Source organism: Methylobacterium sp. FF17 (assembly GCF_025813715.1).
Lineage (GTDB): Bacteria > Pseudomonadota > Alphaproteobacteria > Rhizobiales > Beijerinckiaceae > Methylobacterium > Methylobacterium flocculans.
In genome coordinates, this window is sequence record NZ_CP107532.1 from 225,469 (window position 1) to 238,823 (window position 13,355).

Below are 13,355 nucleotides of genomic sequence, written 5' to 3' on the forward strand. Positions count from 1 at the left end.
CTTCCCTCGCTCCCGGCGGACATGATCCTCGATTGCTCCGGCATGTCGTCGAGGTGACCGCTTCTTCACGTCTCGACCCCAGCCTTGAAGGTCATTCCGTTCCCGGCCAGCGAGGCCTCGGTCCGGGTCTGGCGCTCCCATGCCAGGATCAGGGCGTCCGCCGCCCGGAGGTCTTTGGAGGAGGCCCCGGCGACCGTCAGGCGGTGGGGGCCCAGCATCCAGGTCTCGCCCGCCCGGCACACGCTGGGCTCGTCCGTCACCTGGATGTCGCGCGCCTCCTCCTCCTCCTCGGGCGGCGGCGCCAGGACTGCGGCGTAGTCCTGCACCTCCTGCTCGGAGAACCCGATGTCGAGGAGCGACAGGTCGAACTCGAACTCCCCGGCCTGGATCGCCTCCTCGATGAAGGCGAGCTGTTCCGCCACGACCCTGTCGTTCCACCCCGAGTTCAGGGCGACCTTGTTGTCGGCGAGCACGAGGGCGGCGCGCTGCGCATCGCTCAAGCCCGGGCGGCGGATCACCGGGACCTCGGCCATCTTGAGGCGCTTGGCCGCCTCCAGGCGCCCGCGGCCCGCGATGATGGTGTCGTGCTCGTCCACGATGAGCGGGACGAGGAAGCCGAACTGCCCGATCAGCGCGACGAGTTGGGCGATCTGGTCCTCGCCGTGCGTACGTGCGTTGGCCGCGTACGCAGTCAGGGTGCGCACCGCGACGAGTTCGGTCCGCGCGTACCGGTTCGGACCCTCGGTGCGCACCGACAAGCCGTTGTCAGTCATGGGAAACCCCGAGGTGCGTACCCAAACGATTTCTGTGTGACTCCGTCGCCCTTGCGCCCATGCGACCTCCGGGATCGGCGCATCCGGGAAGGACCCGTGACGGGGGGCCTGGCCGACGATTCGATGACCCGTCGCCTGCTCGACGGCGCCGTGCGCACCTCGGCGGTGGTCGAAGGTACGCACCACCCGGTCGACGAGCGCGCTATCGAGGTCGAGCTCCCCGTCCGCGCACTTGACGACCCGCCTGTTGGGGCTGGCCTCGGGCACGGCATGGGCGACGGCCTGGCATGCGGCCTCGACGGTCATGCCGGCGTGCACCAGCGCCACGATGGCGAGGGCGGGGGATCGGGACAGGCCTGCGTGGCAGTGGACCAGGATGCGCTGCGGGGCGCGCTCGTGGAGGAAGCTGAGGAATCGGCGCACATGGAACCGCGTGCAGGCCTCGATGCCCCGGCGGTTCAGGCTGCCATCGAAGCTGGTGGTGCCGTCCCATTCCGCGTCGTTGAAGGACAGGCGAAGGTGGGGCACGCCGGGAAGCGGCTGGACGGGCCAAGCCGGGCTGTGGACTGACACGACGGCATCGGGGTGCCAGGCATCGAGAGCGCGTCGAGCGAGGACGTGGAGACCTGCACGGGGCGCCTTCCGGAAAGGCGGGGGCCCGGTACGCAACGCGCGGGCCCCCAGTTGCCATGTTCCGCACCCCTCGTTGAAAGGGCACGCTCTACCGTGGTTGGTAGGCGTGCATCCCGCTATTCCCGGACCTCAGGCGGCGAGGCCGAGGCGGTCGACCAAGGCCTGTCGCGCACCGGCGGCAGGGATGTTGCGGCCCTCCACCATGATGGCCATCGCCTCTCCGACGACTTGCTTCAGGGTGACGTTGAGGAAGTCCATCGAGCCCTGCTCCCGGATGCGCGCCGGAATTCCGGCGCGCATGATGACCGTGGCCAGGGCCTGAGCCAGCGCGCTGTCGACGGATCGGGGATCAGGCAGGCCCGCATCCCGGCGCTTGGCTCGCTCCCGACGCTTGCGATCCGCAGCGTCCCGACGGGTGCGGGCCCTCTCGGCCGAGGGGTTCTCGATGGGTGTGGGCACGCTCGCACCCGGGACGGGGAAGTGCGTTAGCATTCTCGCGACGTCGTAGGCGGTGGTCATGATGGCGGGCTCCGAGGAGGACCCCACCATGATCGCCGGGCACACGCATGGCACAAGGACGCGTCACACATGAACCATCGGGCGCGCCGACCGATGAAGCCCCCAACAAATCCAACGTCTTCAACCACCATTTCACCAACACGGGTGGGTGAAATCCGTTGGTCAAATGGGCATGCGCTGCGCCGCCTCAGGGCATGACCCTGACATGAAAGAACCCCCCACCTTGAGGGTGAGGGGTCCATCGAGGTTGTGGTGCAACGCCGAGCCCGAGAGCCCCCATATATTAGCAGAGCGCTCGCAATAGACAACGCCTATCTGAACGCCTGTCGGGCCAGCATGCGCTTTCTTTCGTCGCTGAGGGCCCTCACCCTGTCGGCCAGCGCGCCGACGTTGGCGATGCGTTCCTCGCGCGACATCGTCGACCATGCCTTGGTCGGAGCCGGAACCGGAGCGCTGGGCCCGTTCGTGGAAGACAGGGACGCAGGGATAGCCTCGACCCTCGCTTGCGGGGGACGAGCAGGACGCAGCGCAGGGACGGGCGCCACGGCCTCCTGCCTCACGGGTGCGGGGGAATCTACCCTGGATGGGGGACGTGCCCAGCTGCTCCCCACAGGAGCAGGAGGGGGCGGAGATTCCCTCAGGAGCGCAGCGGCGTCAGCGGCGGCCTTGGCCTCGGCCCGCACCTGTCTGAGGGCGACCTGGAGGAAGGCCGGGAAGGGTGTGGGGGCGGAGGAAGGGGGAACGTCAGGGACGGGTGCGGGCGGAGCAAGAGGGGTCGGAGAAGGGGTAGCCAGGACCACGGGGCGGAGAGAAGGACGACGGGGCGGAGCAACTCTCACCTGTACGACGGGGCGGAACGGGGCCTCCGGAGAGGGGGTGGCCAGAAGGGACGGAGCAAACCCCGAAGCCTTCGGCAAGCGGCTCTCCTTCCCCTCAGGGAGCGGGGCGGTCACCCCGGCGGCAGGACAGCTCACGGGCTCCGCAAAAGGGGTCTCCAAGACGGATAGGGTATTCCCCTGCCCCTCCGGAGAAGGGGCGATCTCGGGCTCCGCAGGAGAGGTCTCCCCCAGGGAAGGAAGGACACCCACGACCCCCGGGACCACCCCCAAGGGGGTATATCGGATCGTTTGGTCCGAACTCCTTAGAAAGACTGGTGAAAAGGTCGAAATCGTTTGAGCCATCACGTCCCCCATTATGGCGGTCACCGCGACGCCTTTGGAACCCGGTGCGATGAACGAGTCGTGCACGGGCAGGACGCCGATCTGGGCGGCCCGACACCGCTTCATCACTTCGTGCGCCATGCCGGAATCGATGTTCATGAGCTTGATGCCGGCATCGCTCCCGATGTCGTCGGCGATGAGGGGATTGGCCGCCTGCACGGCCTCGACGATGCGCCTCGTCTCCGCGGGCCCATAGACCCATACGGGCTCGCCATCCTCGTCCATCTCGTACCGCTTCTCCAGCAGCGCGCCGATGCCCTTCGGGATCGTCTTGGCGTTGAGCACGACGTTGAGCGCCAGTTTTCCGGCGTCCCGATGCCATGCTTTCGTGACGTACGGATCATGCTGGAGGACGTGGCCGCGCATGGCGTACAGGAGCCGCGGATGAATGGCCGAGAAGTCCGGCTCGATGGCCAGCTCGCCGTTGATTAGGAGCTCGGCCCTCCTGGACTTGGGCAGGCTCTGCCACCATCCGTACCAGCGTCCGTGCCGGTCCCAGCGTCCACGCCCATACACCCGGTAGACCGCGGGGGTTGGGGTGGGCCTGACGCACGTCCAGGTCTCGCCGTTCCGCTTGACCTTCCGCGCATGAAGGTGGTGCGCCGAGCGCCTCCAGTCCTCGGGGTTGGCCTTAGGGCTGATTCCGACCTCGATGCCGCCGAGATAGCTATTGATGTCCTCGACCTCGGCCACGAGGCGCCGGGTCAGCGCTGTCTCGCGGTAGTTGATGCGGGTGCCATCCTCGTCCTTCAGGACCAGGGGGCAGCGGGTGCCGACGTATGACAGGTCGACGCCTTCCGCGAGGGACATGAGCAGGTCCGTAGCGATCATGCGGCTTTGGTGGCCGTGGGTCAGGTGTGAGCCGGGCTTGCTCCTCATCTCCTCGATCAGGCCGGCCTCGGCGATCTCGGCGACGGCAAGCCTGACGTTTGAGTAGGAGTAGTCCGTGCCTTCGTACCGGCCTTCGGCGGCGTAGAAATCCCGCGAGCGGGAATACGAGACCCACGGCCGGTCGGAATCGCCGGCGAGGACGAGGGATGCCAGGACCGAGTTGCGGGCCCGGCGGTAGGACGAGCGACCGAGTTCAGTGAGGCCGGCGGCGGAGGCGAGGTCGTCCGTGGCGCGCCAATGGAAATCGAGGGCGCGGGCATCAAGACAACGGGGGTCGAACGACATGCGGGAGGGGCTCTCTGGCCCGCGACAGGCACCACACCGACGCGGGACAGGCGATGGTCACCCCGGATTTGCCCTTTTACCAGACGGCCTTAGCTACCCCTTGACGCTCTCGGCGGTGCGAGGGTCAGCATGGGACCTCATGGGCCGATTTGGCGATCTGAGCCATGGGAGATGGGCTCGTTTCAATCGGCCCTAAGAATCCAACCACCCATCCTGCGAGGTGCCTGGCGAGGCTGCCAGTGGCCATCATTGGGAAAAAGTATATTCGCAGTCTCAAATGGCGGATCAGACCGCCCATGCGCCAAACGCTGGCTGCCTCATGGGAAGCCATGGGGCAGCCAGCGTTTGGCGCATGGGGTCACAGGACGGGGGATTCGGACCTCGCATGCCGTCCGGCCGGATGGGCCGGTCAACCTTGACGTCGGCCAGCCCTAACGAGCTGGTAGCCCTAAAGAATTGGGCATACCAGATTTTGTGGTTGCAAGCCCCGATGGCACAATTCTGCCCAACGAATCCTGCGGAGGATTCGACCGGTCCCAACGCGGACCTTGCCTGTGGGGGCATCCACCGTGTTCGACGACACCTTTGACACCCTGACCGAAAACCCGCGCGCCGGGCAGATCCGCCCCCGGCCCTGCGCCACCGACGATTACCTCAACGACAAGGCCGACATCCTGGACCTCATCCGCAGGCGCATCGCCGAGCGGGAACTTGAGCCCAAGGACATCCGGAAGACCATCAAGGGCTGGCGCCCGGAAGAGCACTGCCGCGTCACGAGCGGGTTTTACGACTGCGACATCAGCCAGCGCCGCGCCTACCAGCTCGCGGCCGCCGTCGGGCTCAGGCGGACGAAGTCGCTCCCCTGGGGCCTCTGAAATCGTCGGCCATCGCGGAACCACCCGGTGACCATGTGTTGGCGGATGCACGGCCGGGCGGTCCCCTAGGATCACGGTGCACCCCGGCGATCTGCCCCCAGCCTCCTCATCGGAGCGCCGTCCTCGATCCCCCGAGACGGCATGCCCCGCACCCGAATCCTCGCCCTCGACCTCGCGACCGTAGGCGCTGCCGCATGGACGGTCGGCGAGCTCGGTCGCGTCGACACGATGCATTTCGATCTGCGCGAGCGGGCCGGCGTCTCCAAGGCCAAGCAGGCCTCGTCCCACGGCGCCCTGTTCGTCGCCCTGCATGCCCTCGTCACCGACCTGATCGACCTGGCGGACCCCGAGGTCATCGCGGTCGAGAAGGACACCGGCCGGGGCTACTCGATCCTCGTCATGCTTGGGGGGCCTGAGGGCCATCGCCGAGCTCGCTGCGGCCGAGCGGGGCATCCGGTGCATCACGGATCTCGACGCCTCGACCGCACGGGCCCTGGCCGGCGTCGGTGGCGGCGCCACCAAGAAGGAGGTCGCCGGCGCCCGGGCGCGGATGCTGTTCGGCCTCCCCACCCAGACCGATGACGAGGTCGACGCCGTCATCCTCCATGCCGCGGTCGAGGCCCGCCTCAAGGCCGAGGCGATCCAGGCCCTCCTGAAGTCCACCCCCCGTCGCAAGGCCCCCCGGGCCCTCACCAAGAGGAGGGCCGCATGAGGCTCGTCGACAACATCGAGTGCGTCCTCAAGCACGCATGGTCGCTCAAGTTCACCGCGCTGCTCCTGGTTCTCGATACCGCCCAGGGTAGCGTCGCCTTCTTCGCCGGTTCCGAGCTCGTCAGCCCGGTCACCCTGACCGCCGCGAACATCGGGCTCGGGCTGGCGTCATTCCTCGCCCGCTGCGTCGCTCAGGAGAAGGTGTCCGGCTCGGCCGCACCGGGAGGCGAGGCATGAACCTGCTCTCCCTCTTCTCCCGCCTGCGCCGTCCCGCGCTCGCCGCCGCCATCGCCGTGGCGCCGATGGCCCCGGCCCGGGCCGCACCCATCGTGGTGCCGGTCTCGGTCGCCGCGGCCCCCGCCGTCCGTCGCAAGACCAAGGGACGCCTCGTCGCCGGGACCGCGCTCGCGACCCTTGTCTGCACCGTCATCACCGGCTTCGAGGGCATGCGGACGACGGCCTACCGGGACGTGGTCGGGATTCCGACCGCGTGCGTGGGCGAGACGAAGGGCATCCGCATGGGCATGACCTTCACCAAGCCCCAGTGCGAGGCCATGCTCCTCAAGCGCCTGACCGAGGACTTCGGGCCCGCCATCGAGAGGTGCGTCACCCGTCCCATGGGCGACGACTTCTACGCGGCCGCGATCTCGCTCGCCTACAACATCGGCGACGGCGGCTTCTGCAAGTCCAGCATCGTCCGGCTCTACAACGCCGGGGACCGCCGAGCCGCCTGCAACGCCTTCCTCCTCTACGACAAGGGCGGCAAGCCGCCCCGCGTCATCGCCGGGCTGGTCAAGCGCCGCCAGGCGGAGCGGGCCCTGTGCCTGAAGGGAATCTGACGACGCGCCTCCCCAGGGACGGCGCTGCCGTCTCAGCCTTCATCCACGGAGCCAACCTATGACCCCGCATCACGCCGCCTTCCTCATCGTCGTCGCCCTGCTCCTGTTCTGCCGCCTGAACACCCTGATGCGGATTGCGATGGCGGCAGGCCTGGTGGGCATCGCGAAGGACGGCACCCTGCTCGGGTCCGTCGCGTCGATGCTGTCTCTCCTGTTCGCGGTCGCCCTCGTCGCGCAGGCCACATGGCGCCTGATCCCCCGGCGTAAGGCCAGGTCGCTGCGGGGGGCTCGCTGATCATGTCCATCCTGATCAAGGCCGGCCTCGCCGTCGTCGCGTTCCTCGCCCTCGCATGGGCCGGCATCGCCACCTACGACCACGTCTACGATGCCGGCGTCGCGGCCGAGCACGCCAAGACCCAGGCCGTCGAGACCAAGCTGGACGCCATGACCGACCGTGCCCTGCAGGCCGAAGCCACCGCCAAGGACAACGAGACCGCGGCCCTCGCTTTGGGGCAGTCCCTGACCGATCAGGCCGCGGCCTACGACGCCCACGACGCCAGCGCGAAGTCCGACGCCGACGCCTACACCGCGGCCCTCGATGCCGCCCGTCGGGCCCGCTGCCCGGACGTGCCCGATCCCATCCCCGGCGCCATTCACGGCGCCCTGACCGGAATCGTCACCCCCGAGGACGCCCCCCTGCCGGGCAGCCTCAAGGCGGCCATCCGCGACCTGAAGCGGAGGGGCAAGTGACCCTCCGATTCCTGGCGCTGATGGCGCTCCTTTCCCTCGCGGCCTGCGCCGAGAAGCCGGTGCTCGAAGCGCCGCGCCCGATCATCCAACGGGTGGTCGTCGACCCGACGCCGGTCCCGGACCGCCTCCTGACCTGCCGGGCGCAGCCGGCCCTCCTCGACGAGGACGCGCCCCAGTCCGCGCTGGCCCCGACCTACGTCGACGAGCGCGCGGCCGGGCAGGACTGCCGCACCAAGCTCGCCGCCGTCAGGCGAACCCTCAGAGGAAAGCCCGTTCGATGAACTTCAGTTGGGACATCAACATCGGCCACATCGTGATGGTCGTCGTGCCCCTGCTCGGCGTCATCGTTGGATACGTGACGCTGAGGGTGAAGGCCGAGTCCAACGACACGGCCACCAAGAACCTCGGCACCCGCGTCGACGCCTACGGCACCGCGCTCGCCGACCTCCGTCTCCACGTCGAGGCGACGTGCGTGAAGAAGGACGACCTGCAGCGGGTCGAGGACAGGATCACCGACCGCATTGGGACCGTCGAGCACACCGTCCGGAACACCTCCGCGACCATCCTGGCGGCGCTGACGAATAACGCCCGACCGGAACGGGGGACGCGTCCATGAGGTGGGCCGCCAGCCGGATCTCGATCCTCTACATCCTCGGGGCGGTCATCTGGTCCGTCTACGCGGTCGCGTGCGGGATCAGCTATGGACGTCCCCTCGATCTGGTGGGTTGGGCGCAGACCCCGCGCGTCGCCGCCGGGCAGCCGCTGGTCGTCGGCTATACGGTGACCCGCCGGCAGATCTGCGAGCTCACCCGCTACGTTACCATCATCGACGGGGGCGGCCATCGCCATGAGTTCCCCGCCGAGTACCGGCCGGCGCTCGGTCGCCCGGGCGATACCGAATCGTTCTTCGTGGAGCGGGTGGTGCCGTTGTCCGCCATCCCCGGTCCCGCCCGGTACCGCGTGATCCTGGCCTACGAATGCCCGATCTCGGTCGGGCCCGTCCTCGTGCCGAACCTGTTCCACCAGGCCTCGCCGAACACCCTCATCCTTCCCGACATCGAGTTTGAGATCCTGGCGCCCCCGCCCGATGAGGCGACCCATGACGCCGGGTGACGTCGCCTACATCCTCACCCTGGCGGGCCTCCTTCGGGCCGGCATCCTTGCCGATCCGGTCCCGGACTATCGACAGGAAGACCTCCGATGGTGGCCGGCGTTCGATTGGGACCGCTACCTCGGCATCGACCGGATGGCGGCCTGACACCTGATCAAGCGGGGCCTCTTCCAGGTCGCCTGGGAGATGCACAGGGGGAAGCCGCGTCCGACGACGAAGCTCACGGGCAAGGGCATCGTCCACTACGCCCGCGAGCTCGGCGTGCGGCCGCCCGCCATCTCCAAGCAGGGTCTGCTGCCAGGTTTCTGAGGGCCCGGAACGCAGCGTAACTAAAACGTAGCTCAGACCTCTTCACTACACTTTGGGCCTGTTTCCATCGCTGGAGCAGGCCCTTAGCGTTTCAGTCGCCCGTCGAGAACTCAGCCGCCCCACGCGCGCAGGGCGTCTTCCCATACCACTCCATCACCGCGCCCTCCTCCAGGGCCACGCACCACCGGCCGAGGTCGCCCGCGTCCCCGCACCAGGCGTCCTGCCGTAGGAGTGCCTTCCCCTTCCGCCGGATGACCACTGCGTCCTTGGGGGCCCGATTGTCGGTGATGGAGCATGTGATCTGGACGTCGTCGTGGCCGGCCTTGGCGTTCTGCGAGACCTGCATCCCCGTCGTGTGCGTGAATGGACCGGCTTCCTGAACGACGCCCACGTACCAGTGCGGCGCGGACCATGGCCCCTCGTCGGCGACCGCGGCGGTCGTGATCAGGACAATGAGGATGGCGAAGGCGCTACGCGTGATGGATCTCCAGGTGGGATGGGGACGGCCCAGCACGAGCCGTCGGGCAGGAAGGACACGGAGGCGGCCGCGCGGATCGGGCTGCCGTCGGGAAGCGTGAATTCGTCGGACCGGTAGGGATCGAACCGAACCCGCAGCGCGCCTTCCGGGAGGCCCGATTCGGCGGGGACGCCCCGGGCGAGGGCGACCACCTCGCGGGCCTGCCGCTCGCGAATCCGGCGCACGCCCGGGAGGGAGACGATGAACCGGACGTCCCTGAGGGTCAGGGATGGGACGTGGCCGACGACCCAATTTCTGACGCGGACGGACCAGCAGCGCCGGCTCAAGTTGCGGTAGACGTCCGTCACCGCTGCGGCATGGGCAGGGGGGCGAACGCCAATGCCAGGCTCTCCGCCTCGGCGGCGATGCGCATCGCCGCCTCCGGGTGCAGCATGCCGGCATCGACGAGGCGCGCCGCCCAGATGACCCTCGCCCGGAACCCGCGCGCGACGAGACGGCAACTCCTTCCCATCTGCCATGCGGCCTGGATGCGATCCGCCGTCGCGTGGAGGTCAGGGACGCACATGCTCGCGGCCTCCCGTCTCCAGGGCGAGATCCAGCGCCTCGGCCGCCTGCTGGGCGGCCTCGACCGGGGTCATCGCCTTGTGGCGAACCGCAAGCTGAAGCGCCTCCAGATGGCTGCCGCAGACGCGGGCCGCATCGACGGAGACGCGACCGGCGAGCGCCTCGGCGCCGAGGTGACGCTGGCAGAGCTCGACGAGGGCGGCACCGTGTTCGCCGGGGATCGTAGTGGAGCGCATGGGGTATTCTCCTGTTCGGGATCAGTGGCGGGGGGCCAGGCCGTCGCGGCCCGCTACGATGGTTTCGCAAAGCCGACGAACGCGACGCACGCTTCCCCCGTCGAAATGCTGCTCGATCAGGGCTTCCTCATCGCCATCCAGGTCCGGGAGCCAGCGCTCGTCCAGGCCACGCTCGGCCCGGATCTCCGCCATGATCCCGCGAACGAGGACTGGGAGGTCCTCGCGCCGGGGGCTCGGCATGGAAAAAATCCGGAATCGGTCGACCAACGCGCTATGGTCCTTCCGCAGTCCCGTCAGGCCGTTGGCCGTCGCGATCCAGGAGATCCCCGACAGGTCGACCGGGTGCTCGACGTAGGGGTCGAAGAAGGTCTGGGGGTCGGCCGTTAGCGTCAGGAGGCCGTCCAGCATCGAGCCGTTCTGCCTGCCCGATGCGGCCTTCTCGATCTCGTCCAGGACAATGACCGCGCACGCCATGCCAAGCCGCTTCAGGAGCTGCAACGGCACGGATGCGCGACCGGTCCCCCATTGGCGGGATGTGCCATTTAGGGACGAATCGCTGACGCCACCGCAGGAAAGGATTTGCCATCCCAGCCCGAGGACCTCGGCCAGGCGCCGGGCCAGCCGCGACTTGCCCGATCCCGGCGGCCCGACGATCAGGAGCGGGCGCAGGTGGACGTGCGGCCGCCCGGCGAGGTCCCGCAGCACCGCATCGACGACGTCGGCGGCGTAGGGGAACTCGCCGACGAGGATCTCCCGCGCCCGGGCGAGGTCGGGCACGCGGACGAGGGGCCAGCGGCGGCAGGCGAACGGCGCGTACTCGGACCGGGCGGTCGTCGCGTTCGTCGCGTTCAAACCGCCGATGCGGTCCTCGCCGGCCTTGGCCGTTCCGGGCAAGTGATCCGTCGTCGCCAGGACCAGTAGCGACGGGCCGCTGCTGGTCCGGGCGGCCTCGATGGCCTTGAGGCCGGCCTTCGCCTTCGCCTCCTTCGCCCATTCCGGCTCGGCCTGCGGGAGCGTGCCCGTAAAGGCCGCGCGTCCGAACTCGATGCAATCGCGCACGAAGCCGGTAGGACCGCCTCCGGGGCGCCACTCCTGGAATCTCCACGGCTCATCCGCGTGAAGGGAGGCCCCGACGGCGCAGTAGAGCAGGTCGTCCTCGGCGCGCTTCCGCAGGCGGGCGTGGCGCCATGCGATGTCGGCGGTCTCGGCCCGCGCCTCCCTGTCGCCTAGGTCAGCGAGCAGGAGCCTCACGGTGTCGAAAAACTCCTCCTCGCGTCCGTCCGGGCCGAGGTCGAGGTCCCTGTCGATGGCGGTGTGGACGTACGTGATCCGGCCGAGGATTCCCCGCGCCTCGTGCAGATCGCTGGCGAACCGGGTCTCGGCGGCGATCCGGTCGCCCTTGTTGCCGACGCAGGTGTTCGCCGCCCGCCACAGTCCCCGGACGAGCTCGTAGAGCGGCGCCGATCCCCCGCACTGGGCGAGCATGATCTCTCGGCCCCCGTCGAAGACGCTGGGGCAGATCGAGAGGATCACTGCCTGGATGTGTCGGGCGTGGCTGTTGCGGTGGAGCGGCGTGCCGAGGAGCAGGTCGCGCACGGACGGCGCACCCGCCCCGTCACGGGGGGTCTTTCGCATCGGTATCTCACCAATTTGGCGCCAGTGGTCGAAGCCGACTGATCGCAGGAGAAACCTCTCTAGCAGGGCCCCCTTAAGAGGATAGCCGCGTCAATCCTCGCAATTGTCTGCATCTATCCTTGGACGCAGGGCACGCCCGGTCCGAACCCGCTTCAGGCCGTCCAGGGCATTAGCGGCGGCGCGCATCGCGTCGTCGAGGCGGTCGACGTCGCCGTTGCCCTCGGTGTGGGCGTCGGCGTAGTGCGCGAGGGCGTGGAGGAGCCGGCCGATGCCTTCAGCGTCTTCGTGGCAGCTCATCGCCCCGAGCGTCCGGAGCACGACTGGATGCAGGCCGGACCTGGTGATGCGGTCGCGCTGGACCGACCGTCGGTTGAGGCGGAACGCTTCCGAAATCGCGTAGGTCCACCCTTGAGGCCAAAGCCTGGACGCAGCCGCCTCCACCGCCGGGGCGAGGGCCGCGTTCACGGCAACGGGATCGAGCGGCTTCGGTACGCCGTCCTCGACGGCATGGGGCGTCCTTTCGGGATCGTACGCCAGCGCCGTCGGGCCGCCGCCGAGGAAGCCGACGGCAGTCCAGCCGGGCGGGACGGGAAAGACGTCGGGGTCGACGTAGGTGAGGAGGATCTCCATCCCGCCCGGATATCACGAGACCGTAAACGAAGGAGGCCAAGCGCGGTGGCGGGCCTCCTTCGTGTGCTCCCGCCCCCGGGAATGCGCTCAAGAAAAAGGGTTGTTTTGTTCGACGTCGGCAGGGCCCTCTCCCCGAATCGACGGTGCGTGCGTATTTTCGGCTGGTGCCCATGGACAAGGCGCGGCTGCCGGTGATGGGGGTAATCCAATCATGCCGGGCCCACGGCCAAAGATGTCCCGTCACTCCTCGCCGAACTCTCTCGCGAGGCTGACGCATGTCCGAAGCACACTCACGAACGAGGACCTCGGCGCTCCCTTCATTGCGTGGCGCCGGCATCGAGCCCGCCAGCGCCTCTTCAGGTCCTGGCCAATGGTTCGCTGACGCTCCCCGTCCTCAGCCGAGCCTTTTGCGGACGAGTCGGAGGGCTTTGTCGATCCGCTCCTCCGACGTGGCTTTAAGGGCGAAATCCGCGAACGCAGAGTCTTCGTCGAACAGGTTTGAAAATTCCTCCTCGCAGGCACCGAAGAAGGCGTTCTCCGCCTCGATCTGGCGGTCGCTGCCCCAGTCATCGTCGTCCAGCGGGCGTGCGCTTTTCGCCAGCGCGTCAAGATCCGTCAGCGTCACGCTCATGGATGGAGCCTCGCATCTCGCACCCCAGACCGCAACTGGCCTAAGCCCCCGGCAACCGTCGATGCTCACCGATCGGTGAATCCGGGCGACCTGCAGCAGGTGCAAGGCCCGCATTAAGTTCCTGCCCGAGGAGGGCCGATCCGGCGAGGACTCCCAGGACCAACGCTCCGTCGGCCGAGAGAGGCGCTACCCACCTCGGATTTGATTGATTCGATCCGTTCAAATGCGACCTTCCGATTCCGCGAGCGGTAATTCGGCCAAGCTA

The 13,355-nt window shown here is 68.4% G+C and carries 21 protein-coding genes; 11 read left to right on the top strand and 10 right to left on the bottom strand.

Going from position 1 to position 13,355, the window contains the following annotated elements; translation table 11 throughout:
* Window positions 1–65: 65 nt before the first annotated feature.
* The 3 genes from OF380_RS01010 to OF380_RS01020 form a co-directional block, all read right to left on the bottom strand.
* Window positions 66–1,346, bottom strand: a complete 1,281-nt coding sequence (locus OF380_RS01010; RefSeq protein ID WP_264048934.1) for a ParB N-terminal domain-containing protein — start codon at window positions 1,344–1,346, stop codon at window positions 66–68.
* Window positions 1,347–1,535: 189 nt separating this feature from the next.
* Window positions 1,536–1,925 (bottom strand): hypothetical protein, encoded by a 390-nt coding sequence (locus tag OF380_RS01015; RefSeq protein WP_264048935.1) that lies wholly within the window; start codon window positions 1,923–1,925, stop codon window positions 1,536–1,538.
* Window positions 1,926–2,236: 311 nt separating this feature from the next.
* Window positions 2,237–4,321, bottom strand: a complete 2,085-nt coding sequence (locus tag OF380_RS01020) for a hypothetical protein (protein WP_264048936.1) — start codon at window positions 4,319–4,321, stop codon at window positions 2,237–2,239.
* A 554-nt stretch (window positions 4,322–4,875) separates the two neighbouring features.
* Between OF380_RS01020 and OF380_RS01025 the strand changes: the two genes are divergently transcribed.
* From OF380_RS01025 to OF380_RS01075, 11 genes are all read left to right on the top strand, one after another.
* Window positions 4,876–5,196 (top strand): hypothetical protein, encoded by a 321-nt coding sequence (locus OF380_RS01025; RefSeq protein ID WP_264048937.1) that lies wholly within the window; start codon window positions 4,876–4,878, stop codon window positions 5,194–5,196.
* A gap of 403 nt (window positions 5,197–5,599) precedes the next feature.
* Window positions 5,600–5,908, top strand: a complete 309-nt coding sequence (locus OF380_RS01030; protein ID WP_264048938.1) for a hypothetical protein — start codon at window positions 5,600–5,602, stop codon at window positions 5,906–5,908.
* Entirely contained in the window at window positions 5,905–6,144 is a 240-nt protein-coding gene (locus OF380_RS01035) for a hypothetical protein (protein ID WP_264048939.1), read from the top strand. The genes OF380_RS01030 and OF380_RS01035 overlap by 4 nt, the downstream gene beginning before the upstream one ends.
* The gene (locus OF380_RS01040; protein WP_264048940.1) at window positions 6,141–6,746 is read left to right on the top strand and encodes a lysozyme; all 606 of its coding nucleotides are present in this window, start codon (window positions 6,141–6,143) and stop codon (window positions 6,744–6,746) included. The genes OF380_RS01035 and OF380_RS01040 overlap by 4 nt, the downstream gene beginning before the upstream one ends.
* 58 nt (window positions 6,747–6,804) lie before the next feature.
* Window positions 6,805–7,041, top strand: a complete 237-nt coding sequence (locus tag OF380_RS01045) for a hypothetical protein (protein ID WP_264048941.1) — start codon at window positions 6,805–6,807, stop codon at window positions 7,039–7,041.
* Window positions 7,042–7,043: 2 nt separating this feature from the next.
* Window positions 7,044–7,496, top strand: a complete 453-nt coding sequence (locus OF380_RS01050; protein ID WP_264048942.1) for a hypothetical protein — start codon at window positions 7,044–7,046, stop codon at window positions 7,494–7,496.
* Window positions 7,493–7,777 (top strand): hypothetical protein, encoded by a 285-nt coding sequence (locus OF380_RS01055; protein ID WP_264048943.1) that lies wholly within the window; start codon window positions 7,493–7,495, stop codon window positions 7,775–7,777. The genes OF380_RS01050 and OF380_RS01055 overlap by 4 nt, the downstream gene beginning before the upstream one ends.
* Window positions 7,774–8,112 carry a hypothetical protein gene (locus OF380_RS01060; RefSeq protein WP_264048944.1) on the top strand — a complete coding sequence of 113 codons (339 nt, stop codon included), beginning with the start codon at window positions 7,774–7,776 and terminating at the stop codon, window positions 8,110–8,112. Before OF380_RS01055 ends, OF380_RS01060 begins: the two co-directional genes overlap by 4 nt.
* The gene (locus tag OF380_RS01065; RefSeq protein WP_264048945.1) at window positions 8,109–8,609 is read left to right on the top strand and encodes a hypothetical protein; all 501 of its coding nucleotides are present in this window, start codon (window positions 8,109–8,111) and stop codon (window positions 8,607–8,609) included. Before OF380_RS01060 ends, OF380_RS01065 begins: the two co-directional genes overlap by 4 nt.
* Window positions 8,596–8,754 (top strand): hypothetical protein, encoded by a 159-nt coding sequence (locus OF380_RS01070; RefSeq protein WP_264048946.1) that lies wholly within the window; start codon window positions 8,596–8,598, stop codon window positions 8,752–8,754. The genes OF380_RS01065 and OF380_RS01070 overlap by 14 nt, the downstream gene beginning before the upstream one ends.
* A gap of 39 nt (window positions 8,755–8,793) precedes the next feature.
* Window positions 8,794–8,916, top strand: a complete 123-nt coding sequence (locus OF380_RS01075) for a hypothetical protein (protein WP_264048947.1) — start codon at window positions 8,794–8,796, stop codon at window positions 8,914–8,916.
* 91 nt (window positions 8,917–9,007) lie between these two features.
* Here OF380_RS01075 and OF380_RS01080 read toward each other — a convergent pair whose 3' ends face one another.
* The 7 genes from OF380_RS01080 to OF380_RS01105 form a co-directional block, all read right to left on the bottom strand.
* Window positions 9,008–9,430 (bottom strand): hypothetical protein, encoded by a 423-nt coding sequence (locus OF380_RS01080; protein ID WP_264048948.1) that lies wholly within the window; start codon window positions 9,428–9,430, stop codon window positions 9,008–9,010.
* Entirely contained in the window at window positions 9,361–9,741 is a 381-nt protein-coding gene (locus OF380_RS28860) for a hypothetical protein (protein WP_449818017.1), read from the bottom strand. Before OF380_RS28860 ends, OF380_RS01080 begins: the two co-directional genes overlap by 70 nt.
* Window positions 9,738–9,959: a hypothetical protein gene (locus OF380_RS01085; RefSeq protein ID WP_264048949.1), complete on the bottom strand. Its 222-nt coding sequence runs from the start codon at window positions 9,957–9,959 to the stop codon at window positions 9,738–9,740. The genes OF380_RS28860 and OF380_RS01085 overlap by 4 nt, the downstream gene beginning before the upstream one ends.
* Window positions 9,946–10,194, bottom strand: coding sequence for a hypothetical protein (locus OF380_RS01090; RefSeq protein WP_264048950.1), 249 nt, complete (start codon window positions 10,192–10,194; stop codon window positions 9,946–9,948). The genes OF380_RS01085 and OF380_RS01090 overlap by 14 nt, the downstream gene beginning before the upstream one ends.
* 21 nt (window positions 10,195–10,215) lie before the next feature.
* On the bottom strand, window positions 10,216–11,829 hold the full coding sequence (locus OF380_RS01095) for an AAA family ATPase (RefSeq protein WP_264048951.1): 1,614 nt from the start codon (window positions 11,827–11,829) through the stop codon (window positions 10,216–10,218).
* Between the two features lie 90 nt (window positions 11,830–11,919).
* Window positions 11,920–12,459 (bottom strand): hypothetical protein, encoded by a 540-nt coding sequence (locus OF380_RS01100; RefSeq protein ID WP_264048952.1) that lies wholly within the window; start codon window positions 12,457–12,459, stop codon window positions 11,920–11,922.
* Window positions 12,460–12,853: 394 nt separating this feature from the next.
* Complete coding sequence (locus tag OF380_RS01105; RefSeq protein WP_264048953.1) at window positions 12,854–13,090, bottom strand: hypothetical protein; 237 nt, start codon at window positions 13,088–13,090, stop codon at window positions 12,854–12,856.
* Window positions 13,091–13,355: the final 265 nt, after the last annotated feature.